This is a genomic window from Krasilnikovia cinnamomea, from assembly GCF_004217545.1.
GTDB lineage: Bacteria > Actinomycetota > Actinomycetes > Mycobacteriales > Micromonosporaceae > Actinoplanes > Actinoplanes cinnamomeus.
Genome location: NZ_SHKY01000001.1, coordinates 2,532,345 through 2,556,473, shown reverse-complemented (window position 1 = coordinate 2,556,473; position 24,129 = coordinate 2,532,345). Strand labels below are relative to the sequence as shown.

At 73.0% G+C, this 24,129-nt stretch carries 21 protein-coding genes and 1 riboswitch; of the genes, 13 read left to right on the top strand and 8 right to left on the bottom strand.

Annotated features, from left to right (window positions below; all coding sequences use genetic code 11):
* Positions 1-2 precede the first annotated feature (2 nt).
* Positions 3-764, bottom strand: coding sequence for a TetR/AcrR family transcriptional regulator (locus EV385_RS11465; RefSeq protein ID WP_130509464.1), 762 nt, complete (start codon positions 762-764; stop codon positions 3-5).
* 82 nt (positions 765-846) lie between these two features.
* On the opposite strand from EV385_RS11465, the gene EV385_RS11460 reads away from it, so the two are divergent.
* Both EV385_RS11460 and EV385_RS11455 read left to right on the top strand, forming a co-directional pair.
* A complete protein-coding gene (locus EV385_RS11460) occupies positions 847-1,794 on the top strand; it encodes an ATP-binding cassette domain-containing protein (protein ID WP_130513235.1) in 948 nt (315 codons plus the stop codon).
* A complete protein-coding gene (locus EV385_RS11455; protein WP_130509463.1) occupies positions 1,791-2,570 on the top strand; it encodes an ABC transporter permease in 780 nt (259 codons plus the stop codon). The genes EV385_RS11460 and EV385_RS11455 overlap by 4 nt, the downstream gene beginning before the upstream one ends.
* A gap of 31 nt (positions 2,571-2,601) precedes the next feature.
* Here the strand turns inward: EV385_RS11455 and EV385_RS11450 are convergent, their stop codons facing one another.
* Positions 2,602-3,822 (bottom strand): DUF4032 domain-containing protein, encoded by a 1,221-nt coding sequence (locus EV385_RS11450; protein ID WP_130509462.1) that lies wholly within the window; start codon positions 3,820-3,822, stop codon positions 2,602-2,604.
* A 115-nt stretch (positions 3,823-3,937) separates the two neighbouring features.
* On the opposite strand from EV385_RS11450, the gene EV385_RS11445 reads away from it, so the two are divergent.
* Positions 3,938-5,152: a trypsin-like serine peptidase gene (locus EV385_RS11445; RefSeq protein WP_130509461.1), complete on the top strand. Its 1,215-nt coding sequence runs from the start codon at positions 3,938-3,940 to the stop codon at positions 5,150-5,152.
* 53 nt (positions 5,153-5,205) lie between these two features.
* On the top strand, positions 5,206-5,937 hold the full coding sequence (locus EV385_RS11440; protein ID WP_130509460.1) for a phosphatase PAP2 family protein: 732 nt from the start codon (positions 5,206-5,208) through the stop codon (positions 5,935-5,937).
* 4 nt (positions 5,938-5,941) lie between these two features.
* On the opposite strand, the gene EV385_RS11435 is transcribed toward EV385_RS11440, so the two are convergent.
* The 4 genes from EV385_RS11435 to EV385_RS11420 all read right to left on the bottom strand — a co-directional run bounded on the left by EV385_RS11435 (position 5,942) and on the right by EV385_RS11420 (position 9,853).
* Complete coding sequence (locus EV385_RS11435; RefSeq protein ID WP_242624834.1) at positions 5,942-6,703, bottom strand: PIG-L deacetylase family protein; 762 nt, start codon at positions 6,701-6,703, stop codon at positions 5,942-5,944.
* A gap of 60 nt (positions 6,704-6,763) precedes the next feature.
* Positions 6,764-7,864, bottom strand: coding sequence for an N-acetylglucosamine-6-phosphate deacetylase (gene nagA, locus EV385_RS11430; RefSeq protein ID WP_130513233.1), 1,101 nt, complete (start codon positions 7,862-7,864; stop codon positions 6,764-6,766).
* Between the two features lie 2 nt (positions 7,865-7,866).
* Positions 7,867-8,793, bottom strand: a complete 927-nt coding sequence (locus tag EV385_RS11425; RefSeq protein ID WP_278044975.1) for an ROK family protein — start codon at positions 8,791-8,793, stop codon at positions 7,867-7,869.
* Positions 8,794-8,929: 136 nt separating this feature from the next.
* Positions 8,930-9,853: an SIS domain-containing protein gene (locus EV385_RS11420; RefSeq protein WP_130509458.1), complete on the bottom strand. Its 924-nt coding sequence runs from the start codon at positions 9,851-9,853 to the stop codon at positions 8,930-8,932.
* A gap of 192 nt (positions 9,854-10,045) precedes the next feature.
* Here EV385_RS11420 and EV385_RS11415 point away from each other — a divergent pair, with 192 nt between their 5' ends.
* The 4 genes from EV385_RS11415 to EV385_RS11400 all read left to right on the top strand — a co-directional run bounded on the left by EV385_RS11415 (position 10,046) and on the right by EV385_RS11400 (position 13,473).
* Complete coding sequence (locus EV385_RS11415) at positions 10,046-10,831, top strand: DeoR/GlpR family DNA-binding transcription regulator (RefSeq protein WP_130509457.1); 786 nt, start codon at positions 10,046-10,048, stop codon at positions 10,829-10,831.
* A gap of 149 nt (positions 10,832-10,980) precedes the next feature.
* Positions 10,981-11,937: an ATP-binding cassette domain-containing protein gene (locus EV385_RS11410; protein ID WP_207230086.1), complete on the top strand. Its 957-nt coding sequence runs from the start codon at positions 10,981-10,983 to the stop codon at positions 11,935-11,937.
* Positions 11,934-12,944 carry an ABC transporter permease subunit gene (locus tag EV385_RS11405; protein ID WP_130509455.1) on the top strand — a complete coding sequence of 337 codons (1,011 nt, stop codon included), beginning with the start codon at positions 11,934-11,936 and terminating at the stop codon, positions 12,942-12,944. The genes EV385_RS11410 and EV385_RS11405 overlap by 4 nt, the downstream gene beginning before the upstream one ends.
* A gap of 109 nt (positions 12,945-13,053) precedes the next feature.
* Positions 13,054-13,473: a DUF3263 domain-containing protein gene (locus EV385_RS11400; RefSeq protein ID WP_242624833.1), complete on the top strand. Its 420-nt coding sequence runs from the start codon at positions 13,054-13,056 to the stop codon at positions 13,471-13,473.
* 11 nt (positions 13,474-13,484) lie between these two features.
* Here EV385_RS11400 and EV385_RS11395 read toward each other — a convergent pair whose 3' ends face one another.
* Positions 13,485-15,695 (bottom strand): AAA family ATPase, encoded by a 2,211-nt coding sequence (locus EV385_RS11395; protein WP_130509454.1) that lies wholly within the window; start codon positions 15,693-15,695, stop codon positions 13,485-13,487.
* A 102-nt stretch (positions 15,696-15,797) separates the two neighbouring features.
* Here EV385_RS11395 and EV385_RS11390 point away from each other — a divergent pair, with 102 nt between their 5' ends.
* The 5 genes from EV385_RS11390 (at position 15,798) to EV385_RS11370 (ending at position 23,379) form a co-directional block, all read left to right on the top strand.
* Entirely contained in the window at positions 15,798-16,472 is a 675-nt protein-coding gene (locus EV385_RS11390; RefSeq protein WP_130509453.1) for a hypothetical protein, read from the top strand.
* Positions 16,473-16,609: 137 nt separating this feature from the next.
* Positions 16,610-19,492 carry an alpha/beta fold hydrolase gene (locus EV385_RS11385; RefSeq protein WP_130509452.1) on the top strand — a complete coding sequence of 961 codons (2,883 nt, stop codon included), beginning with the start codon at positions 16,610-16,612 and terminating at the stop codon, positions 19,490-19,492.
* Positions 19,489-20,430, top strand: coding sequence for an ABC transporter permease (locus tag EV385_RS11380; RefSeq protein ID WP_130509451.1), 942 nt, complete (start codon positions 19,489-19,491; stop codon positions 20,428-20,430). The genes EV385_RS11385 and EV385_RS11380 overlap by 4 nt, the downstream gene beginning before the upstream one ends.
* Positions 20,431-20,680: 250 nt before the next feature.
* A riboswitch (SAM riboswitch) is annotated at positions 20,681-20,812 on the top strand.
* 12 nt (positions 20,813-20,824) lie between these two features.
* Complete coding sequence (gene thrC, locus EV385_RS11375) at positions 20,825-22,102, top strand: threonine synthase (RefSeq protein WP_130509450.1); 1,278 nt, start codon at positions 20,825-20,827, stop codon at positions 22,100-22,102.
* A 290-nt stretch (positions 22,103-22,392) separates the two neighbouring features.
* Positions 22,393-23,379, top strand: a complete 987-nt coding sequence (locus EV385_RS11370) for a GNAT family N-acetyltransferase (RefSeq protein WP_130509449.1) — start codon at positions 22,393-22,395, stop codon at positions 23,377-23,379.
* Positions 23,380-23,451: 72 nt separating this feature from the next.
* Here the strand turns inward: EV385_RS11370 and EV385_RS11365 are convergent, their stop codons facing one another.
* Positions 23,452-23,979, bottom strand: coding sequence for a GNAT family N-acetyltransferase (locus EV385_RS11365; RefSeq protein ID WP_130509448.1), 528 nt, complete (start codon positions 23,977-23,979; stop codon positions 23,452-23,454).
* Between the last annotated feature and the right edge of the window lie 150 nt (positions 23,980-24,129).

Below are 24,129 nucleotides of genomic sequence, written 5' to 3'. Positions count from 1 at the left end.
GGTCAGCGGTCCGGGTCGCGGCGCAGGAGCACCTCCACGCCGTCGAGCAGGCGATCGAGGCCGAAGCGGAAGGAACGGTCCGGGTCGCCGACCGCGTTGTACTCCTGCCCGGCCGCCGTCCCGACCCGCTCGCCGATCGGGTACGCGCCGGGCGGCATCACCCGCTCGAGGATCGGCGCGTTGGCGGCCCACCACTCGGCGTCCGAGATGCCGGACTGTTGCGCCGTACGCCGTGCGTTGACCGACGTCCGTGCGGCGCCGGCCGTGAAGTCGCTGAGCGTCGTGATCACCTGGTCCATTTCGAGATCGGTGAGGCCGGTGCCGTCGATGGCCGCGAGCTGCCATTCGTACAGGGCGCAGCCGTTCGGGCCGATCCAGGGTCGGCTGTTGTTCTCGACCTGCAGCAGCCACGGGTGCCGGTGGAAGTCGTCCCACATGTGCCGGGCCACCCCGGCGAGGCGCTGGCGCGGTGATCCCTCGTGGGGCGGGTGTTCCCGCTCGCCGATGACCTCGTCGACCATCAGGCCGATCAGCTCGGAGCGCCCGGGAACGTACGTGTAGACCGACATGAGCTTGAGTCCGAGGCGGTCGGCGACCTTGCGCATCGAGAACGCCGGCAGCCCGTCGGCGTCGGCGACCGCGATCCCCGCCTGGATCACCTCGTCGACGCTGACGCGTTGCTTCGGCCCCCGGGTGCCCTGCGGTGTGCCCAGTGTGCGCCGCCACAGCAGGCCGAGCGTGCGGTCGAGGTCCCGGTTTTCCATGTGCGGAGATTACCCCGTGGGGTGTACGGTATTTCCCGCAGCATTTTCCGTAAGGTATACGGAGTTAGGAGCGGCGGTGGCCATCAACCACACTCTGATCGCGGACGGACTTCGCAAAAGGTACGGCGACGTATTCGCCCTGGACGGCTTCGACCTGCGGGTGCCGCCCGGGGTCATCCACGGACTGCTCGGCCCCAACGGCGCGGGCAAGACCACCGCGATCAAGGCCCTGGCCACCTTGATCGACGTCGACTCCGGCAGCGCCAGCGTCGCCGGGTTCGATCTGCGCACCCAGGCCGGGCAGGTCCGGCGGCGCATCGGCCTGGTCGGCCAGAACGCCGCCGTCGACGAGATCCTCGGCGGCCGGCAGAACCTGGTGATGTTCGGGCGGCTCTACGGCCTCCGCAAGGCGGCCGCGCGGGCCCGCGCCGACCAGCTGCTCGACACGTTCGGGCTCACCAAGGCCGCCGATCGGGCGGTCTCCACCTACAGCGGCGGCATGCGCCGCCGGCTCGACATCGCCGCCGGTCTCATCCCGACCCCGGCGGTGCTGTTCCTCGACGAGCCGACCACCGGGCTCGATCCCCGCGCCCGCAACGAGGTCTGGAACAGCATCCGGGAGACCGCCGCGCGCGGCACCACGGTGCTGCTCACCACCCAGTACCTCGACGAGGCCGACCAGCTGGCGGCGGAGATCACCGTGATGAACCACGGGAAGGTCATCGCTGGCGGCCCACCCGACGTGCTCAAACGCCAGGTCGGCGGTGACCGCGTCACCGTCACCGTCGCGCCGCGCGACCCGCTGGACGAGGTGGCGCGGCGGCTGTCGGCGGCCGTCGGCGAGCCCGCCGTGACCGACGCCGACACCCGTGGCGTCACCGTCGAGCTGCGCACCGGCGTGACCGGACTGGCGGGCGTCGTCCGCGCCCTGGACGAACTGGCCGTCACCCCCGAGGACCTCGTGCTGCGGCGTCCGACCCTCGACGAGGTGTTCCTCAACCTGACCGACCAGGAGGCGACGGCCCGATGACGACCCTGCACGCCGGCTGGGTCATCACCCAGCGCAGCCTGGCCCACTGGGCCCGTCAGCCCTGGGGACCGATCTTCAACCTGCTCTTCTCGATCATGCTGCTGCTCGTCTTCGGCTTCCTGTTCGGCGGCGCGATCACCGTCCCCGGCGGCGGCGACTACATCACCTTCCTGCTGCCCGGCATGCTGGCGCTCAGCATGATGTTCGGCGTGGAGTCCACCGCCCGCGCGATGGCCGACGACGCCCGCAAGGGCATCACCGACCGGTTCCGCTCGATGCCGCTCGGCAGTGCCGCCGTGGCGCTGGGCCGCGTCGGTGCCGATCTCGCCAACTCCGCGGTGGAACTGCTCGTACTGATGCTGGGTGGACTGCTGATCGGGTGGCGGATCACCGCCGACCCGGCCTCGGCGGCCCTCGCGGTGTTCCTGCTGTTGTTCCTGCGGTTCGCGATGCTCTGGATCGGGATCTTCGTGGGCCTCAGCTTCCCGGGCGAGGGCGCGACCGCGGCGGTGCAGGTCCTCGTCTGGCCGATCGGGTTCCTGTCCACCGCCATCGTCTCCGCCGAGACGATGCCCGGCTGGCTCGGCGCGATCGCCGCCTGGAACCCGCTGTCCGCGACCGCGACCGCCGCGCGTCAACTGTTCGGCAACCCGACCGGCATCACCGAAGGAGTTCTGGCCGACGGCGCGGTGTGGCTGGCCCTCGCGTGGCCGCTGCTGCTCACCGCGGTCTTCATCCCGCTGTCCGCACGGGCCTACCGCAGGCTGCGCGGCTGACGAAGGCTCACCCGGCGGCGGCCCGGCGCGCTCAGCCCGGGACGCCGCCGAGTGAGCCGACCTCGACACCCAGCACGGCCTGCTCGTCGGGCTTCTTGACCAGCACGTCCGTCAGGTACGACTGCACGGCGGGGGCCATGCCGACGTCGCGGTCGGCCCGTTCCGACAGCAGCCACTTGTGCTCGATGATCTGCGCGAAGATCTCCTGCGGCTCCAGCTTGCGGCGCAGGTGCGCGGGCACCGCCCGGACCACCGGCTCGAACACCTCGGTCAGCCAGCGGTGCGCGGCCTGCTGCTCGTCGACCAGATCGCTCTCGGCCCGGTACGCGTCCAGGTCGTTGAGCAGCGTACGGGCCTGGTTCTCCTCCGCGTCCAGGCCGGTCAGCCGCAGCAGCCGCCGGGTGTGGTAGCCCGCGTCGACCACCTTCGGGCGCACCCGGTAGCCGCCGTCCACCGTGGACATGGCCACCTCGGCGACGTCGAAACCCATCTCGTTGAGGCGGCGGATCCGGCGTTCGATGTTGTGCCGGGCGTCGCGCGGCACCTCCTGCTCGTACGTGACCTCGTGCCACAGGCGCTCGTAGCGGGCCACGATGTCGTCGACCACCGCCTCCGGGTCGATCGAGGGGTGCAGCAGCGCGGCGGCCTGCAGGTCGAGGGACTCGCCGAAGATGTTGAGCCGCAGCACCTCGATGTCCTCCAGCCGCTGCCCCTCGCTCAGCCTCGGGTACAGGCTGCCCGTCTCCGCGTCCACCAGGTACGCGGCGAACGCACCGGCGTCGCGCCGGAACAGCGTGTTGGACAGCGAGCAGTCGCCCCACGCGAAGCCGGTCAGGTGCATCCGCACGATCAGCGCGGCCAGCGCGTCCAGCAGCCGGTTCAGCGTCTCCGGGCGCAGCGTGTGCGAGAACAGCGCCCGGTACGGCAGTGAGAACTGCAGGTGCTGGGTGATCAGCACGCTTTCCAGCGGCTCACCGTCGGCGGTCTGCCGGTCCGTGACCACGGCGACCGCCCGTACCGCCGGGAAGTCGATCCGCTCCAGGGCGCGCAGCAGGTCGTACTCCTTCTCGGCGATGCGCTCGCGGGTCTCCTTCAGCGCGTACACGGTGTCGTTGAGTTTGACGAAGCGCACGATGTGCCGCGAGATGCCCTGGGGGAGCGCGACCAGGTGATCCGCCGGCCACTGCTCCAGCGGGACCCCCCACGGCAGGTCCAGCAGCGCCGGGTCGACGAGGGCGGACGTGATGCGCACGCACCCAGTCTGCACGGACGTGGCGGCGCGTCGCGGTCGCACGTGGTTCGTTACACAGCCCGGACAGCCAAGTTGGTTCATATGTCGCCGATGTGACCCGAGTGGCGGGAGTGGTATGCGACGCACGACGAGCATCCTCATCGGGGTGCTCGCGGCCGTGACCCTGGTCCTCGCCGGGGCGGCCCTGGCCTGGACGCGCCAGGCCGGCACCGGCCAAACCGTCGGCACGTGGCACGACGCCCCCGCGGGCGCGCCCACCCCGGTGGCGAGGCAGCGGCCGGTCGCCGCGCCGCACGGCTACACGCGGGTCGGTGACCTGGTCCGGGTGGACCGCCGCCTCGGGTACGCCGCGCCGGCGATCCTGCGCCATCCCGGCGCGACGTACGTGAAGCCGCACTTCAGCCGGGTTGACCTGAGCCCCGGGGACTACGTCGTCGTCGCCAGCCCGGACGGCGCGGAGTCCTACCGGTACGACACGTCCGGCGCCACCTGGGCCATGTCGATCACCGGGGACACCGCCGTCGTCCGGCTGCACCGCGGCGGACGCTGGGCCCGCCCCGGCGTCACCGTCGATGTGGTCGCCCGCGGTTTCCGCGCGGCCGAGCAGCGCAGGGTCGCGCAGCCCCAGCTCACCGCGCCGGGGACCACCGGGCGGGAGGAGTCGGTCTGCGGCTCGGACGACAGCACCGAGGCGGCCTGCTACCGCTCCGCCCAACCGGTCGTGTACACCCGGTCCCGGGCCGTCGCCCGGCTGCTGATCAACGGCACCCAGCTGTGCACCGGCTGGCGGGTCGGCGCCCACAACCGGATGTTGACCAACAACCACTGCTTCACCTCGTCGCGGGAGGCGTACCGCACCGAGGTGTGGTTCAACTACGAGTGCGCCAAGTGCGCGGGGGGTGAGGCGCTGCGTCCGGTCAAGGTGTGGGGCGACCGGGTGCTGGCCACCAACCGGGTCTACGACTACACGTTGTTCACCGTCGACGACTTTCCCAGGGTGCAGCGGTTCGGCTACCTGACGTTCGACTCCGCGCGGCCGAGGAAGGGCCAGGAGCTGTACGTCCCGCAGCATCCGGCGGGGGCGCCGAGGAGGATCAGCGGCGGGCTCAAGGAACGGGCCGGGACCTGCGCCGTCGTCGACCCCAGTTACGACGGGTACGCGCGGAACTCGGACGTCGCCTACTACTGCGACACCGCGGGCGGTTCATCCGGCAGCCCGGTGCTGTCCCGGGCGACCAACCGGGTCGTGGCGCTGCACCACTTCGGCGGCTGCCCCAACTCGGGCGTACGCGCGGACCTCATCGCCGCCCGGCTGCGTACCCTCCTCTGACCGGCGCTGGGCTGTGCGGGCTCGTCTGGCTTTCGCTGGGTAGCGTGGGGCGGATGGAGCAGGTAGCGGTGCGTACCCGGGCCCGGCCGGTGACCGGCTGGTGGCTCGACGCCGCCCTGCTGGCGGGCTTCGTCGCGCTGACCTTCGCGCTGGCTCGCGGGCACCTGCTGGCGCTGGACGAGGCGATCGCCGACTGGGCGCTGGCGCACCAGCCCGCCGCGCTGTACTGGCCCGCCCGGGTGCTGAACTACCTCGGCCAGGGCGGTCAGGTGCTCATGCCGGTCACGGTGCTGCTGATGGTGCTGCTCATCCGGCGGACCCGGTCCGTGCGGCCCGTGCTGGTGTTCCTGAGCGCGTTCGTGCTCATGTACCTCACGGTCGGGCCGCTGAAGGTGTGGCTGGACCGGGCGGCGCCGAAGTTCGAGGGCCCGGACCGGGCGGTGCTGTTCAACCCGTACGCGTCCGGGTTCAAGGCGTTGAGCTACCCCTCCGGCCACGTCGCCAACGCCCTGGTCTGGTACGCCGCCATCGCCCTGCTGGCGGCGGCGCTGCTCCGCGCGTACGGTCGTGAACTCCCGCCGCGAGCCCTGGTCGCGCTGCGCCTGCTGCCCCCGGTGATCGTCTTCTGTACGACGACCTACCTGGCCTTCCACTGGATCACGGACTCGGTCGCCGGGCTGCTGCTCGGGCTGATCCTGGTCCGCCTGATGGCCCGCGTCCCGTGGGACAGGGTGCCGCTGCCACCGCTGCCCGGCGGAGTCCAGCGCCCCGCCGGACTGGGCTGACCGTTCAGTACAGGTTCAGGTAGAAGACCTCGAAGCCGGCCCCGTACCTGACGCCCAGGCGGCTGCCGGTCTGCCGGGCGAAGCCCTCCAGGAACTCCCCGGAGTCGAAGTCACCGGAACCGAGGCCGCGCAGATAGGCGGCATGCGCCTCCAACGACCGGACGCCCAGCTCGAACGTGTCGGTGGTGTCGACTCCGTGCTTCGCCCGCGGTGAGCCCGCCGCCCACACCTCCCGGACCCCGCCCCACTTCTCCAGGCCCGCGTCGATCTGTTCGCGGAACACCCAGCGGTTGCCCGCGTCGCGGGCGGCGTCGAGGACGGCCCGGCCGGTGACGATGTGGTCGGACATGTTCAGCGCGTCGCCCGCCTCGTCCCAACTGTCGCGGAAGTTGTTGGTGAGCACGATGTCCGGCCGGTGCGTCCGGATCACCCGGCACAGCTCGCGGCGCAGCGCTACGCCGTACTCCAGGACGCCGTCGGGCAGCCGCAGGAAATCGACCTGGGTGACGCCGACGATCGCCGCGGACTCGCGCTGTTCCGTCTCGCGCGCCGGGCCGGCCTCGGCCGGGTCCAGTCCGTCGATGCCGGCCTCGCCGCTGGTGACCAGGACGTAGTTGACCGCCTTGCCCTGACCGGTCCAGCGGGCGACGGCCGCGGCGGCGCCGAACTCCAGGTCGTCGGGGTGCGCCACGATGGCGAGGGCGCGCTGCCAGTCCTCGTTGACGGGCTGGAGCGGGTGGGGCACGGTGGGCGCGTCACCAGTCACCGGTCCATCCTGCTCGACACCACCGGACCGTGGTGGGATCCGCACCGGGGGAGTGTCGGGTCAGTTCACCCAGGCGCCGGCGCGCATCACGCGTTTGACCCGCAGGTCGGCCGAGAGCACGACGAGGTCCGCCCGCAGTCCGGCCTCCAGCGCGCCGAGCTGGTCGGCGAGTCCCAGGGCGCGCGCCGGGGTGGTGGCCGCCATCGCGCACGCGTCCGCCAGGGGAATGCCCGCGGCCACCGCCTGCCGCAGCGCCGCGTCCATGGTCAGCGTGCTGCCCGCGATCGAGCCGTCCCGGGTCAGCCGGGCCACCCGGTCCGCGACGACGACCTCCTGGCCGCCCAGCTCGTACCGGCCGTCCGGCATGCCCGCCGCGTCCATCGCGTCGGTGATCAGGGCGGCGCGGTCCGGGCCGGTCGCGTGCGCGGCGAACGACAGCATCCCCTGGTGCAGGTGGAAGCCGTCCGCGACCAGTTCGCAGACGACGGTGCGCGCGCCGAGCAGGGCCACCACGGGCCCGGGACGGCGGTGGTGGGCGGGCGGCATGCCGTTGAAGACGTGGGTGCCGACGGTCGCTCCGGCGGCCACCCCGGCCAGGGTCTGCTCGTACGTGGCGTCGGTGTGTCCCACCGCGGCGACCACCCCGGCCCCGGCCAGGTACGCGATGGCCTCCAGCGCGCCGGGCAGCTCGGGGGCGATCGTCACCATCCGCACCGCCCCGTCACCGAGCTTCACCAGGTCGGTCAGCTCCTCCAGGGACGGGTCCCGCAGGTACGCCGGGTTCTGCGCCCCGCACCGAGCCCCGGACAGGTACGGCCCTTCGAAGTGGATCCCGGCCACGGTCCCGTCCGCCACGAGTGGCCCGTACGCCACGGTCGCGGCCCGCATCAGCTCGTACGGGGAGCTGACCAGGCTGGCCAGCAGCGTGGTGGTGCCGTGGCCCAGGTGGAACTCGGCCGCGCGCCGGGCGGACCCGACGTCGCCGGTGGTGAAGGTGTGCCCGCCGCCGCCGTGGCAGTGCAGGTCCACGAAGCCGGGCACGACGATGTCGTCGGGGACGTCGGTGGCCGCCTCCACGTCCAGGATCGTGGGGCCGTCGACGCGGACGGTGCCGGGGATCACGGCGCCTGGGCGCACGATCCGTCCGCGTACCTCGGTGATGGTCACGGGCGGTCCGCCAGGGAGTCGAGGGCCAGCAGGGCGGCGCCGAGGCAGCCCGCGGTGTCGCCGAGCGCCGCCCGGGTGAGCCGGGGCATCCGGTGGAATGTGACCCGGGCCGCGCAGGCGGTGCGCAGGGGGGCCAGCAGCGCCTCCCCGGCCTCCGCGAGCCCGCCGCCCAGCACCATCACGCCCGCGTCGAACAGCGCCTGCGCGGTGAGCAGGCCGTCGGCCAGCGCCTCGACGGCGTCCTGCCACACCGCGGCGGCCGGTGCCTGCCCGGCGGCGGCCCGGGTGGCCACGTCGAAGGCCGTGGCGTCGGCGATGCCGGACAGTTCCGCGTACCGGCGGCCGATCGCCGAGGCGGATGCGATGGCTTCCAGGCAGCCGTGGGCCCCGCAGCCGCACCGGGGGCCGCCGGGGCGCACGATCACGTGGCCGATCTCGCCGGCGGCGCCGTGCGCGCCCGCGAAGGTCTGCCCGTCGACGACGTGGGCGGCGGCGATGCCGGTGCCGATCGCGATGAACAGCACGTGCCGTTCGTCGCGGCCCGCGCCGAGGCGGGCTTCGGCGAGGCCGCCGACACGTACGTCGTGGCCGAGCGCGGCGGGCAGGCCGAGCCGTTCGGCGACGAGGTCGCGCAGCGGTACGTCGCGGAAGCCGACGTTGGACGACCACACCGCCGTGCCGGTGGTCTCGTCCACCACCCCGGGCACGGCGACGCCCGCGGCGATCGGGGTGAGCCCGTCGGCGCGGGCGCGGTCGGTGAGCCCGGCGGCGATGTCGAGGATGGTCGTGGTGACGGCCTGGGGGCCGCGGCCGGCCCGGGTGGGGTGCCGCTCGGCGTGGTGCACGGTGCCGTCCGGGCGGACCACCGCGCACTTCATGCCGGTGCCCCCGACGTCCAGCGCGATGACGGCGTCGTCGCTCACGCGGGACCCGTCCTTCGCGAGCGGGAATCCGATGAGCGGCGCCTGCCACGCGTGGGTTCGCTCACGAGGGTTCCGGCCAATCGCGGGCATCCGCTCACGGTAGTGCTGGTCTTCGATGTGTGCGCGCCGCCCTCGTTCACGGGAGGACGACCGAGCGGGACAGGTGGGGTGGCCGGTCCGGGTCGAGTCCCTGGCTGGTGGCCAGCAGCACCGCGACGCGCTGGGCCACCACCAGGTCGGCCATGGGGTCGAGGGGGGCCCGGCCGCCACGCCAGGCGCCGAGGGCCGCGTACCCGCCGTTGTACCGGCTGTGCACGAACGAGGCGCCGGTGGCCTCCACGTCGTCGACGAGTCCGGGTGGGATGTCGCCGAACGCCCAGACGACCCGGCGCGGGGCGGCCAGCGCGATCGGCCCGTGCCGGTAGTCCATGGCGGGGTACGCCTCGGCCCAGTATCCGGCGGCCTCCCGGCACTTCAGCGCGGCCTCCTCGGCGAGGCCGATCGTCCAGCCGCGGCCCAGGAAGGTGATCTGCTCGGCGAGTGCGGGGTGCACCGGCAGCGGAATGCGGACGGCGACCTCGGCGTCGCAGGCGATGTTCTCGATGTCGGTGCCCAGGTGGGCGCGGAGCAGCGCCAGCGCGGTGGTGGCGAAGCGGGTCTGAACGACGGCCAGCTCGTCGGCGAAGTCCAGCGCGATCGTCTCGGCCGCCACGGCGGCCGCGGGCTGGCCGGAGTCGGCGGTGATCACCGTGGTGGGGCAGGTACCCCGCAGGGATTCGAGCAGGTCGAGGACCTCGGTGGTGGTGCCGGAGCGGGTGATCGCGACGACCCGGTCGTAGCGGCGTTCGAGCGGGAACTCCGACGCCTGGAACGCGTCGGTCTCGCCGTGCCCGGCGCGCTCGCGCAGGCCCGCGTACGCCTTGGCCATGAACCACGAGGTGCCGCAGCCGACGACGGCGACGCGCTCGCCGTGCTTGGGCAGGCCGGGGGCGTCGGCCAGTTTGGCGGCCTGACGCCAACAGTCGGGCTGGCTGGCGATCTCCGCCTTGACGTGGGTCATCGCATGTCCTTCACAGGCCGCCGTTTGCGCAGAAGCGTTCGGTACGACGTTCTTTCGAGCGTCATTCTGCGCAGATGCCCGCCTCCGAGGCAATGCACCGAGGGTATTCGCGCAGGTACCCTCTTTGCTTCGTGTCTTTTCGCGCACTAATGTGCACACTCTTATCACGGAACGTGCAGCGGGGAGGCTCGGGTGGACCGGTACGCGCGGTGGAATGCCCTGCTCGAGTTACTGGCCGAGAGCGGGCGGGTGAGCGTCGAGGACGCGGCCGGGCGCCTCGACGTGTCCCAGGCCACGATCCGGCGTGACTTCGACCAGCTGGCCCAGCAGCAGATGATCACCAGGACCCGGGGCGGGGCGGTCGCCAACGGCGTCTCGTACGACCTGCCGCTGCGCTACAAGAGCGCCAAGCACTCGGCGGAGAAGCAGCGGATCGGCGAGGCCGCCGCCAAGCTCGTCGTCCCCGGCACGGTCGTCGGCCTCAACGGCGGCACCACCATGACCGAGGTGGCCCGGGCCCTGGCGGTCCGCCCGGACCTGAACACCAGCGGCGAGGGCGCCCAGCTCACGGTCGTCACGAACGCCCTGAACATCGCCAACGAGCTGCTGGTCCGTTCGCGGATGAAGATCGTGGTGGCCGGGGGTGTGGTGCGCCCGCAGTCCTTCGAGCTGGTCGGCCCGCTCGGCGGCGCGCTGCTCAAGGAGGTCACGCTCGACATCGTGCTGCTCGGCGTCGACGCCCTCGACGTGGAGCTCGGCGCGGCCGCCCATCACGAGGGCGAGGCGGCCATGAACAGCCTCATGGTGGCCCGCGCCAAACGGGTCGTCGTCATCGCCGACTCGTCGAAGCTGGGCGGGCACGCGTTCGCCCGGATCTGCCCGATCGTGAAGGTCGAGACGCTGGTCACCGACTCGGGCGCCCCCGCGTCGGTGGTGCAGCGATTCCACGACGCGGGCGTACACGTCATCTGCGCCTGAGCCGCCCGGGTGGCGAACGTCACCTAGGGTGGCGGCCATCTTTCCATGTGACCGGGAGGTGCGGCGTGACGGCCGTCCTGGAGATAGCGGGTCTGCAGAAGACCTACCGCACCCGCAAGGGGGTACGCCGGGCGCTCGACGGCTTCGACATGGTCGTCGAGGCGGGTCAGGTGCACGGCTTCCTCGGGCCCAACGGGTCGGGCAAGACCACCACCCTGCGTACCCTGCTGGGCCTGATCAAGCCCAACGGCGGCCGGATGACCCTGCTCGGCCGGGAGGTACCCGCCGCCCTGCCCGAGGTCGCGGGCCAGGTGGGCGCCATCGTGGAGAGCCCGCAGTTCTTCGGCAACTTCAGCGCCCGCGACACCCTGTCGCTGCTGGCCGACGCGGGCGGCGTGGAGCGGCACCGGGTCGACGAGGTGCTGGAGCTGGTCGGGCTGAGGGACCGGGCGAAGGACCGGGTCAGGACGTACTCGCTGGGCATGAAGCAGCGGCTGGCGGTCGCGTCCGCGCTGCTCAAGAACCCCCGGCTGCTGATCCTGGACGAGCCCGCCAACGGCCTGGACCCGGGCGGCATCCGGGAGATGCGTACGCTGATGCGCAACCTGGCCGAATCCGGCATGACGGTCGTGCTGTCCAGCCACATCCTCGGCGAGATCCAGCTCATCTGCGACTCGGTGACCATCATCGCGGCGGGCCGCCGGGTCGCCGCCGGTACGGTGGCCGAGGTGCTGGCCCAGCACACCTCCACCGCCGTCCGGGTCCGCCTCGACGCGGCCACGGACGTCCCCACCGCCGCCGAAGTGCTCACGGCAGCCGGGGCGCAGGTCCGGGTCGAGGCCGACCACCTGCTGGTCAGCGGCGTCGAGCGGTCCTCCCTGATCACCCGCGCGCTGGCGGACCGCGAGCTGTACGTCAGCGAGCTGACGCCGGTCACGGCCGACCTGGAGAGTGTCTTCCTTGAACTCACCGGCACCGCGCCGGTGGCGGGTCAGCACCGGCAGGTCGACGACACCGCGCTGACCCCGGCCGGCGAGACCGCCGCCCGCGAGATCACCGTGGGCGAGTTCTCCGTCGGCCAGACGCAGGGTGGGTGGGGACAGTGAGCCTGTATCGCGCGGAGACCCGGCGCCTGATGAAGCGCCGTTTCACGAAGGTGCTGGCCATCGGCTGCCTCGCCATCCTCGCGGCGCTGGCGGTCGGCACGTTCTTCACCAACCAGAAGGTCGGCCCGGCCGCAATCGCCGCGGCCCAGGCCCGCGCCAACGAGGACTACCAGAACGCGCTTCGGGACACCGAGCAGCAGAAGCAGCAATGCGTGGCGGCGCAGGGTACGGAGCGTGCGTCGGACTTCCCGCCGAACTGCGAGGAGATCACCCCGCCGAGCCAGGACGACTTCAGGTACGAGTGGTACATGCCCGCGACCTTCAGCTTCCGGACGAACTTCCCGGAGATGGTGTTGGCGCTGGCGGGAATCCTGGCGATGGGCGCGTTCGTCATCGGAGCGTCCTTCGTGGGCGCCGAGTGGAGCAGCGGCGGAATGATGAACCTGCTGCTGTGGCGCCCGCAGCGGGTGCGGGTGCTGGGCACGAAACTGGCCGCGCTGCTGGCCGGGATCGGTGCGTTCACCGTCGTGGTGTCCGCGGTCTGGACCGGACTGTTCCTGCTCATCGCCGCGCTGCGCGGCAGTACGGCCGGGATGACCTCAGGGGCCTGGCAGTCGATCATGCTGCTGGAGCTGCGCGCGGTGGTGCTCGTGGTGGCCGCGGCCGCCCTCGGCTTCGGACTCGCCTCGCTGGGCCGGCACACCGCCGTGGCACTGGGCGTGACCGTGGGTGTGATCGTGGTCTTCCAATTCGGGCTGGCCACGGTGCTCGCGCTGGCCAGGGTCAAGTTCATCGAGGCGTATCTGATCCCGGTGTGGGCGGACGCGTGGCTCTCCAAGCAGGTCCGGCTCGAGGACTACGAATCCTGCAACTTCTCCGCGACCCAGGGCTGCATGCCGGACACGCTGACCATCACCTGGCAGATGGCGGGCGGGGTGCTGGCGGCGGTGCTGGTCCTCGTTGTGGGGGCAGCCATGTGGACTATCCGTAGCCGCGACGTTACGTGAGGTAGCCTCGCGGCGTGCGCGCCTCCGAAGGGGATCGCCGGTTACCACTATGCTGGCGATCCCCTTCGTACGTTTGTGCGTGCTCTCCGACCACCCCAGGAGCGCCCCTATGCAGCCGCCCGCCGAGATCCCGGACGTCCACGAATCCTCCGCTGTGGAGGCGCAGCGCGTGCCCGCGCCGCGCGCCGAACCGGCGACCCTGACCGAATCCCTGCCCGCCCCCCGCGGGGAGGCGGCGGCCCTGGCCGAACCCGAGGCCGCCGCCGTCCTGGCCGAGCCGGCGGCCCGGGTGGAGACCGTCGCGCTTACCGAACGGGAGGAGCAGATCCTCGCGTTCGAGCGCAAGTGGTGGAAGCACGCGGGTGCCAAGGAACAGGCCGTCCGGGACGCCTTCGGCCTCTCGGCCACCCGCTACTACCAGCTCCTCAACGGGCTGCTGGACAACCCGGCCGCGTACGAGCACGACCCGGTCCTCATCGGCCGGCTGCGCCGCCTGCGTTCCGCCCGGGCCCGCACGCGCCGCCGCTGACGCCGGGCCGGCTATCCGGCCTTCTCGGCGTACGCGGCCAGCCACGCGACCTGGGCCGGGTCCAGGGAGGGCCGGACCCGTTGCCGGGCCGTCGCCACGTGCGCCCCCGTCACCGTGGTGGCCTCCAGCGACTCGCGCATCGCGGCCAGCGCCGACTCGCGAACCAGCGCGGCACAGTCGGCCGCGGAGAAGCCGTCCAGCTCGGCGCCGAGGGCGGCCAGATCCACGGACGGGTCCAACGGCACGGAACGGGCCGCGGCCCGCAGGATCGCGGTACGGGCGTCCGCATCCGGCGGCGGCACGTACACCAGCCGTTCCAGGCGGCCGGGGCGCAGCAGCGCCGGGTCGACCAGGTCGGGCCGGTTCGTCGCGCCGATCACCACCACGTTGCGCAGCGCCTCCACCCCGTCCAGCTCGGTGAGCAGGGCGGCGACCACCCGATCCGTGGTGCCGCCGTCCGTGGCCTGCCCGCGTACCGGGGCCAGGGCGTCCACCTCGTCGAGGAAGACCAGGGTCGGCGCGGCCTCCCGGGCCCGGCGGAACAGCTCGCGGACCGCGCGCTCGCTCTCGCCCACCCACTTGCTGAGCAGCTCCGCGCCCTTGACCGAGAGCACGTTCGCCTTGCCCGTACCGGCGATCGCCTTGACCAGATACGTCTTGCCGCAGCCGGGCGGGCCGTACAGCAGGACCCCGCGCGGTGGCTGCACTCCGAGCCGGGCGAACGTGTCCGGGTAGGTCAGCGGCCACAGCACCGACTCCGTGAGCACCTGCTTGGTCTCCGCCATGTCGCCGACGTCGTCCAGGGTCACCGCGGCGACCTCCAGTGTGGACTCCGCCATCGAGGTGGGCCGCACCACATCCAGCGCCGCCTCGAAGTCCGCCATCGTCACCGTGGGTGCCGCCGACTCCTTCTGGCGCAGCGCCGCGCGCACCCCCGCCTCACGGGCCAGCGCGCCCAGGTCGGCCGCCACGAAACCGGGTGTGCGTCCGGCCACGTCGTCCAGCCGGACGTCCTCGGCCAGCGGCATCCCCCGGGTCAGCACGCCGAGCTGTTCGCGCCGCATCGCGGCGTCCGGCAGCGGCACCGCGAGCTGCACCGCCAGCAGGTCCGGGTCGCGCAGCGACGGATCCAGGGACTCGGGGCGGCTGGTGGTGCACACCACGGCCACCCCGGCCTTCAGCAGCTCCGCGAGGACCTGCCGGAACACGGTCGCCAGCGGCCCGGGCTGATCGCGCGGCGCCAGCGCCTCCACATCCGAGATCAGCAGTACGGACGGCTCGCCCGCGCGGGCGTCGCGGGCCAGCCCGCGCAGCCGGGTGGCCGCGGCGTCGTTGGTCAGCGCGGCAAGTTCGGGCGCCCAGACCGTCAGCACCCGGGCGCCCACCCCGGCGGCGACCGCGCGCACCAGCGCCGACTTGCCCGATCCGGCGGGACCAGACACGAGTACGCCGAGCGACACGGTCGTGCCCAGCCGCCCGAGCACCTCCCGGTGGTGGAATCCCAGGTCCAGCAGTTCCGTGAGCTCCTTGGCCTGGGCCTTGAGCCCGGGCAGGTCGTCGATGCTGGGCGGCGGCACCTCCGGGTCGGTCGACGCCGGGGCGTGCGCGGGCGAGGCGGGAGTGGAGGCGGTGCCCCGTACCGCGTCGGAGAAGTGCCCGCCCTCCCAGCCCACGACGGTGTCCATCGTGACCAGCGCCGCGTCGGCGCCGTCCACCGCGACCACGGTGAGCAGGGTGCTCGTCCAGGCGTAGCCGACCCGGTTCGCGAGGCTGCGCCGGGCCGCCTCGACCAGCGACCGGTGCGCCGCCGCCGGCATCACGTCCTGCGGCAGCAGCGACACGTCGTCGCCCGCGGTGACCACCTTGCCGAGCAGCGCCAGCCGCAGCATCTCGGGCGACACCACCGCGACGATCTCGGGCGGCCCGGTGAGGGTCACCCGGCGCGCCTCGGTCACCGGGATCGGGGTGACCGTCACCTGGCCGCCGTCGCGCATGCCGAGGTTGCCCAGGGTGAGGTCGTCGGCGTAGAGCAGGGCGCGGCTGGCGGTCGGTTCGGCGCGCGCCGCGATGCCCGCCGTGGTCCGCGTCCCGGTCAGCCGCATCGGGTCGCCGGGGCGGACCGCGAGCGCGGCCATCACCTCGGGATGCAGTCGCACGATGCCGCGGCGGGCATCGAGGGCCGCCGGTCGCAAGGTGACGGTCAGCGTGAGATCGTCTGGCACCGCGAGAGCCTCCGGGATACGTGAGGGACTAGGTTGACACGCTATCGCCGACCGGCTCGCCCGTACGCCGCACGCACCCCTCGTCCGCCCGGAGGCACTCCCATGAGGCACCGCCGTACCGTCCTCGCCGCCGTCGCATTCACCCTGCTCAGCGTGGCCGCCTGCTCCGACGACGCCAAGCAGCCCACGGCGGCCCCGGCCCCGACCGAGTCCATCCCGGCCGAGGCGGGCGTCGGCGGGCCAGAGGTCACCGAGCCGCCCGCCACGGGTACGGCCAAGCCCGCGTTCACGAAGAACCCGGACGGCACGACGAACCGCAGTGGCGCGCCCCGCCCGGCGACGGGTGACACGACGATCAGCGCGGGCGGGCTGGGTCCGTACAAGATCGGGGTGTCGCAGGCGACCTTGAAGTCGACCGGGCTGTTCGCCGGGGCGGTGGCCAAGAAGTCCTGCACCGGCTACACCGGCGCCACCGGCCTGGCCAGGTTCGGCTCGCCCGACCTCGTCTTCTACAAGGGCCGGCTGCTCTATCTGAGCCTGCAGCGCGGCGGGCCCAGCACCGCGAAGGGCACCATGATCGATACGGCCGTGGCCGACGTCAAGCGCGCCTACCCGGGCGGCAAGCAACTCGACGACTGGACCGGCGCCACCGCCTGGCTGGCTCCGCACGGCGACTACACGCTGCTGTTCGCCATGAAGAACGACAAGGTCGCCGTGATCCAGGCCGGGATGGCCGAGCCGCTGCAGTTCCGGTTCACCGACCGCCAGGGCTGCTGACGTTCCGTTGGTGGCCGAGGCGGCCCCGGTTCCGGATCTTGAGGAGTCGGGGTGAGCAGCTGACCGGAACCTCACAAGATCGGGTTGCGCCTCCTCTCTCAGCGGGGGCTCAGGCGGGCGCGGCTAGCGTTGCGCGCATGCCCGTACTTGCGACCAGGCTGCGCCGTGCGCTGCCCCGGCCGACCCGCCGCCGCCTCGTGGCCGGCGCGGCCGTCCTCGTGCTCGTCGCCGCGCTGGTCGGCTGGGCCGCCTGGCCCGAGCGGTCCGCGTACACCAGCAGCGACCTGCGGATCACCGTGTTGTCCGGCCCCTCGGGCACCGAGCCCGTGGATCTGGACGCCCGGTTCTACCTGCCCGCGGACCGCTCCGGCCGGGTCCCCGCGGTGCTGCTGGCGCACGGCTTCGGCGGCTCCAAGGACTCCGTGCGCGAGAACGCGCAGGAGCTGGCCGGGCTCGGGTACGCGGTCCTGACCTGGACCGCCCGGGGCTTCGGCCGCAGCGGCGGGCAGATCCACCTGGACAGCCCCGACTACGAGGTGAAGGACGCCGCGCGCCTGCTGGACTGGCTGGCCGCCCGCCCCGAGGTGCGCACCGACGCCCCCGGCGACCCGCGCGTCGGCGTGGTCGGCGGCTCGTACGGCGGCGCCCTCGCCCTGCTGCTGGCCGCCGCGGACAAGCGCGTAGACGCCCTCGTCCCGCTGATCACCTGGAACGACCTGGGGCGCGCGTTCCTGCCGCAGTCCGCCGACACCTCGGCCAGCGGCGTGTTCAAGAAGGGCTGGGCCGGACTGTTCTTCGGCAACGGCGCCGCCGCGGGCGCCTCCGCCCTCGGCGCCGCCGCGTCGGCAGCCGGAACCGCGGATTCGTCCGCAGACAGCGCCGCACCACCACCCGACGGCGCATCCACCGGGGGATCGTCCCCGAGGGACGGGGCGGCCGGTGCTCCGGGGGCGGCCGGGTCGCGAGGGGCCGTCGATCCGGCCTGTGGCCGGTTCGCGCCGGAGGTCTGCGCGGCTTACCTGCGGCTGGCCTCCGCCGGGACGCCGGACGCGGCGACCCTGGCCCTGCTGCGCCGGTCCAGCCCCGGCCCGGTGCTGGACAAGATCACGGCCCCGACCCTGCTGATCCAGGGGGCCGTGGACACGCTGTTCCCGCTGTCGGAGGCGGACGCCAACGCCCGCGGCATCGCCGCCACCGGCACCCCGGTCCGGGTGGCCTGGTTCACCGGCGGCCACGACGGCGGCGACGGCCCGCAGTCCGACTCCGACCGCACCCGGTTCCTGACCGCGCAGTGGCTCGACCACTACGTGCGCGGCGCCGGGGCGGCACCGGCGACCAGCTTCACGTACTCGCGGGTGGCCGGGTTCAGCGCCACGGACCGGGGCCTGGTCACCAACGGCTACTCGACTCCCGCGTACCCGGGGCTGGCCGGGACGGGCCGCACCGAGGTCACGCTGACGGGCGCGGCGCAGCGGATCGCCAACCCGCCCAACGGCACCCCGGCCGCGATCTCCTCGCTGCCGGGCACCGGCGGCCAGCTCAGCAGCCTGCTCGGCGGCGTCGCGGGTGACATCCCCGGCCAGCACGCGAGGTTCGAGTCCGCCCCGGTGCCCGCCGCGATCGACGTGGTGGGCGCGCCGACGGTGCGGTTGCGGGCCGCGTCCCCGACCGGCGAGGCGGTGCTGTTCGTCAAGCTCTACGACGTGGACCCGGCGGGCGCCGCCACGCTCAGCGGCGGCCTGGTCGCCCCGGTCCGGCTCACCGGCCTGCCGACCGACATCGCCGCCGCGAAGCCGGTGACGGTCACGCTGCCCGGCATCGTGCGGCGCATCGACGCCGGGCACGCCGTCCGGGTCGTGGTCGCCACCAGCGACCAGGCGTTCCTCACCCCGGCGCAGCCGACGACGTACACGGTCGCGCTGGACCCGGCGCTCACCCTGCCCACGGTCACGGGCACCCCGATCCCGAACCCGGACTCGATCTGGTGGTATGTCCTGGCCGCGCTGGCGGCGGCGATCGCGCTGGGCGCCGTCGTGCTCCTGGCCGTCCGGCGTCGCCGGGCCCGCCGGACGCACACCCCCACGATCGACGAGTACGCGGACACCCCGCTGGTCGTGCGCGGCCTGCGCAAGGCGTACGGGGACGGGTTCGTGGCGGTGGAGCGGGTGGACTTCACGGTCGAGCGGGGCCAGGTCGTCGGCCTCCTCGGGCCCAACGGCGCGGGCAAGACCACCACGCTGCGGGTGCTCATGGGCCTGACCCTGCCCACCGAGGGCGACGCGCTGGTCTTCGGGCACCGGCTGGTGCCGGGGGCGCCGATCCTCTCGCGGGTCGGCGCGCTCGTCGAGGGCCCCGGCTTCCTGCCGCACCTCAGCGGCTACGAGAACCTGCGGGCGTACTGGCGGGCCACCGGGCGGCCGGAGGCGGACGCGCACTTCGACGAGGCGCTGGAGATCGCCGGGCTGGGCGACTCGGTGCACCGCCGGACGAAGACGTACAGCCACGGCATGCGGCAGCGGCTGGCCATCGCCCAGGCCATGCTGGGCCTGCCCGAACTGCTCGTGCTCGACGAGCCCACGGACGGGCTGGACCCGCCGCAGATCGCCGAGATGCGCCGGGTGCTGCAGCGCTACGCCACCGACGGCCGGGCCGTGCTGGTCTCCAGTCACCTGCTGGCCGAGGTCGAGCAGACCTGCACCCACGCCGTCGTGGTCAACAAGGGCCGCATCGTGGCGTCCGGGCCGGTCTCGGACATCGTCGGCGACTCCCCGTCGGTGCTGCTGGAGGTATCGGACGTGCCCGCCGCCTCCCGGGTGCTGGCCGAGCTGGACGTCCGGTCGGTCACCCCGGACGGCGACACCGGCCTGATCGTGGACATGAACGGCACCCCCCGCACCGAGGTGGTGGCGTCGCTGGTCCGCGCCGGGGTCGGCGTGGACCGGGTGGTACCCCGGCGCCGCCTGGAGGACGCCTTCCTGGCCCTGGTCGGCGACAACTCGCGAGGAAGTGGTGACCGATGAGCGCAGCGGCAAAGGAGCGCGAGCCGGTGGGCGCGGCAGCCGGACAGGCGGAGCCGACCGCAGCCGGGAAGTCGGCGGCGCTGGGCGTGGTGAGCGGGTACCGGCCGTCGGCCACCTTGCCGATCATGGCGGAGGTGCGGCGGCAGGCGTCGCGGCGGCGTACCCAGTTGGCCCTGGGCTTCATGGTCGCGCTGCCGCTGATCATCCTGCTGGCGTTCGAGTTCGGCGGGGACGGCGACGACGACCGCGGCCGTCGCGGCGGAGCGTTCGCCAGCCTGGTCGACCTCGCCACCTCCAGCGGCCTGAACTTCGCCCTGTTCAGCATCGCGGTCTCGGCGGGCTTCCTGCTCATCGTGGTGGTCGCGCTGTTCTGCGGCGACACGGTAGCCAGCGAGGCAAGCTGGGGCACCCTGCGCTACCTGCTGGCCGTCCCGGTCCCGCGCGCAAGACTGCTGGGCGTCAAGCTCATCGTCGCCTTGATGTACTCGCTGCTGGCCCTGGTCACCCTGGCCGGAACAGCCCTGCTGATCGGCACGCTCCGCTACGGCTGGCACCCCCTGGGCAGCACGATCGCCGCCCAGATCCCACCCGGCCCAGGAGTGCTGCGCCTGCTGGCGATCCTGGCGTACCTGGCCACGACGATGCTGATCGTGGCGGGCCTGGCGTTCCTGCTCTCCACGCTGACGGACGCGGCACTGGGCGCGGTTGGCGGCGCCGTGCTGCTCTGGATCCTCTCCAGCATCCTCGACCAGATCACCGCGCTCGGCGACCTGCGCGTCGTCCTGCCCACCCACTACGCCGACGCCTGGCAGGGCCTGCTGTCGACCCCGATGCAAACCGCAGACCTGGCCAAGGGCGCGATCGCCGCCCTCTGCTACGCCACGCTCTTCATCGGCCTGGCCTTCTGGCGCTTCACCCGCAAGGACGTCACCAGCTGACCCGCCTGGGCCGCCCACGACGGACCGGGCGGCCGTGGCCGCACGGCCCTCGGCTTCTCCGGGGGTGTGGTCGCACGGACCTGGCAGGGACGGGCGCCCCAGCGCCCGTCCCGGTCTCCGCGGGAGCAACGGTCCGGTCCGCGGCGGACCTGGGACCAAAAAGTTCTAAAGCCCGAGAGGACGCTCACAGATCGGGATCACAGGGTGAGGATGACCGCCACACCCCGTAAGCTGAGCGGCACAACTGCATACCTCATCCAGAGGGGCTGAGGGAACGGCCCGACGACGCCCCGGCAACCACCGCACTCGACTCGATGACGAGGCCAGACGTGCGGCAGGTGCTAATTCCGTCCCCGCGCGTCGCGCCGGGGAAAGATGAGAGGAAGGCCTCGCCATGACGTCGACCGTCGACGCCCCCGTCTCTACCAGCCCCGCCCGCGCCCTGGTCTGTCGCGGCTGCGGCACGGAGTTCCCGCTCGCCGCGCAGCACGCCTGTTACGAGTGTTTCGGCCCCCTGGAGATCGCCTACGATCCGGCCGCGCTCGCCCGGGTGACCCGCGCGCAGATCGAGGCGGGCCCGCAGAACATCTGGCGCTACGCCGCGCTGCTGCCCGCCGGGCAGGACCCGGCCGAGCGGGTCACCCTCGACCCGGGCCTGACCCCGCTGGTCAGCGCGCCCGCGCTGGCCGCGGCGATCGGGCTGCGCGCGCCGCTGTGGGTGAAGGACGACTCGGCCAACCCGACGCACTCGTTCAAGGACCGGGTGGTGTCGGTGGCGCTGACGGCGGCCCGGGGGCTGGGCTTCACCCGCTTCGCCTGCGCCTCCACGGGCAACCTGGCCAACAGCGTGGCCGCGCACGCGGCCCGCGCCGGGGCGCCGTCGGTCGTGTTCATCCCCGGCGACCTGGAGGCGGGCAAGGTCGTCACCACCGCCGTGTACGGCGGCCAGCTCGTCGCCATCGACGGCTCGTACGACGACGTGAACCGGCTGTGCAGCGAGCTGGTCGAGACGGACGAGTTCGAGGACACCGCGTTCGTCAACGTGAACGTGCGGCCGTACTACGCCGAGGGTTCCAAGACCCTCGGGTACGAGGTGGCCGAGCAGCTCGGCTGGCGGATCCCGGCCCAGGTGGTCATTCCGATGGCCAGTGGCGAGCTGCTGACCAAGGTGGACAAGGCGTTCTCCGAGCTGGTCGAGGTCGGGCTGGTCGAGGCCCCGGCGGGCGGCTGGAAGGTGTTCGGCGCCCAGTCGGCGGGCTGCAACCCGATCGCCACGGCCCTGCACAACGGGTCGGACACGGTCATTCCGGTGAAGCCGACCGGCATCGCCAAGTCGCTGAACATCGGTGACCCGGCCGCGGGGGCGTACGCGATCGAGACGGTGACCCGCACGGGCGGCTGGATGGACTACGCCGACGACGACGAGATCCGCGCCGGGATCGAGCTGCTGGCCCGCACGACGGGGGTCTTCGCGGAGACCGCGGGCGGCGTGACGGTCGCGGTGTTGCAGAAGCTGGTGGCGAGCGGGCGGCTGGACCCGGAGGCCGAGACGGTCGTGTTCAACACCGGTGAGGGACTCAAGACTCTGGACGCGGTCGCGGACCGGGTCGGTCCCACGCACCGGATCAAGCCGTCGTTGCGTGCGGCGCGTGACGCGGGCCTGCTGGGCTGACCGGGGTCCTGCTGGGCTGACCAGCGCATAGTCGGGTATCCGACCGGCGGCGGGTATTTCCTTCCGGGGAGGGCTTGCGGACCGATCGCAGGCTCGGCAGGATGCTCTACGCGGGAGGACGCGACGCCGTACGAGGTCCCACCTTCGAGCTTGGCGACAATCTCCGAGGGGCCCAACGACCCAGCGCCGGAGGCGCTGTGCGCGCGTCCTCCCGACCAAATCTCCTCTGTGCAAATCTTCTCCGGCAATAATCGTTCGCGCCGGACGGAGTGTGCGTTCACCCTGTCGGGATGCGCATCGAGCCCTTGACGGACGCCACGATCGACCATGCGTACGGCGTACTGCGCGCTGCGGATGAATGGGATGTTCCGGATCTTCCACCCGTGGCGAAGTCCGTCTTCACGGTGGCGGTGCGCCATCCCTTCCCCGGCACGGAGCAGGAGCGCTACCTCGCCGTCGACGGCGGCGGGACGCCGGTCGGCTTCCTCGGCCTCAACCTGCCCCAATACGACAATGTGGACAATGTCTCTACGCTGCTGGTCGTCGCGCCGGAGCATCGGCGCCGGGGTTACGGCCGGGCGCTGCATGCGTACGCCGTCGAGCGGGTCCGGGTGGCCGGGCGCAAGCGACTCATCGCAAGCACGACCGGTGCCCGCCCGGACGGCGCCGCGTTCGCGGATGCCGTGGGGGCCGCGCCCGCGCTCCGCGAGACCCGCAGCCGCTTCGACGTCGGGGGCGCCGACCACGACCGGCTGGACGCGTTGCGCGCCGAGGCGTGGCGGCACGCGGACGGATACCGGCTCGTCCAGTGGATCGGGGTGCCGCCGGACGAGTTCCTCGACGACCTGGCCTACCTGGACGGCCGGCTGCTGGCGGACGCGCCGGTCGGCGACCTGGTCATGGAGGTCGAGCAGGTCGACGGGGCCCGGGTGCGCGGCAACGAGGAGGCCCGGCGCGCCCGGGGCATGACCGCCTTCCACACCGGCGCCGTGCACGCCGCGACCGGGCGGCTGGTCGCCTGGAGCACGCTGACCGGGACCGAGGCGGCTCCCGAGCATGCCTGGCAGCAGATCACCATCGTCCACCCCGGGCATCGCGGGCACCGGCTCGGCCTGATCGTGAAGCTGGAGAACGTACGGCACATCCGGGCCGCGCGCCCCGGGCTGACCGCGATCGACACCATCAACGCGTCGGCGAACGAGCGCATGCTCGCCATCAATCGGCTGATGGGCTTCCGGCCGGTGGACGTGGAGATCCAGTGGCAGCAGGCGGTGTGAACAGCCGGGCCGCCCACGGGCGCAGCGCAAGCTCGCGCAACACCGTACGGGCGGCGTGCCACGGGCGGGGCATCAGGCGCGGCGGCGCATCTGCAGCTCGGTCAGGGCCGGGATGACCGGGTGCGGCACCCGGATGCCCGTGTCGGCAAAGCCGAGCCGCTCGTACGCCCGGACCGCCCGGTCGTTGCCGACCACGACCTCCAGCATGAGCTCCGGGCGCCCGGCGGCGCGCGACCACTCGGCGACCGCCTCGACCAGCTCGTCCAGCACGCCCGTGCCGCGATGCGCGGGGGTGATGTAGACGGCGAACACCACGGTCGCGCCCGGCTCGTCCGGCAGCATCGTCCCGCCCGCGTGGCCGATCAGCGGGCCCCGGCCGGGATCCGCCACGAACTGGGCGAGATGGTCGCCGCTGGCCGCGTCGGCGATCCGGCGCCGGTAGTCGGCGTGCGGGCGGGCGGCGGCCTGCGCCACCGTCTCCAGGAACGCCAGCGGGCTGTCGGCCAGCATCTCCAGCCGCAGCGCCCGGGTCCGGGCGGCGTCGGCGGCGGTGACCCGGTGGACGGTGTGCGTACGGGGCCGGGCGAGTGTGCCGGTCATGCTGTCTGCCTACCGGTCGCGCGTCAGCTAGGCAAGCCGGATGCCGGATTCCGACCGCGCCGGGCTCGGCGCTGATGACGCCGCGTGACTCCGCTCGGGATTCCGCCGTTCAGTCGGCGCGGGCGGCCGAACGGCGAGATGATTCGCTGG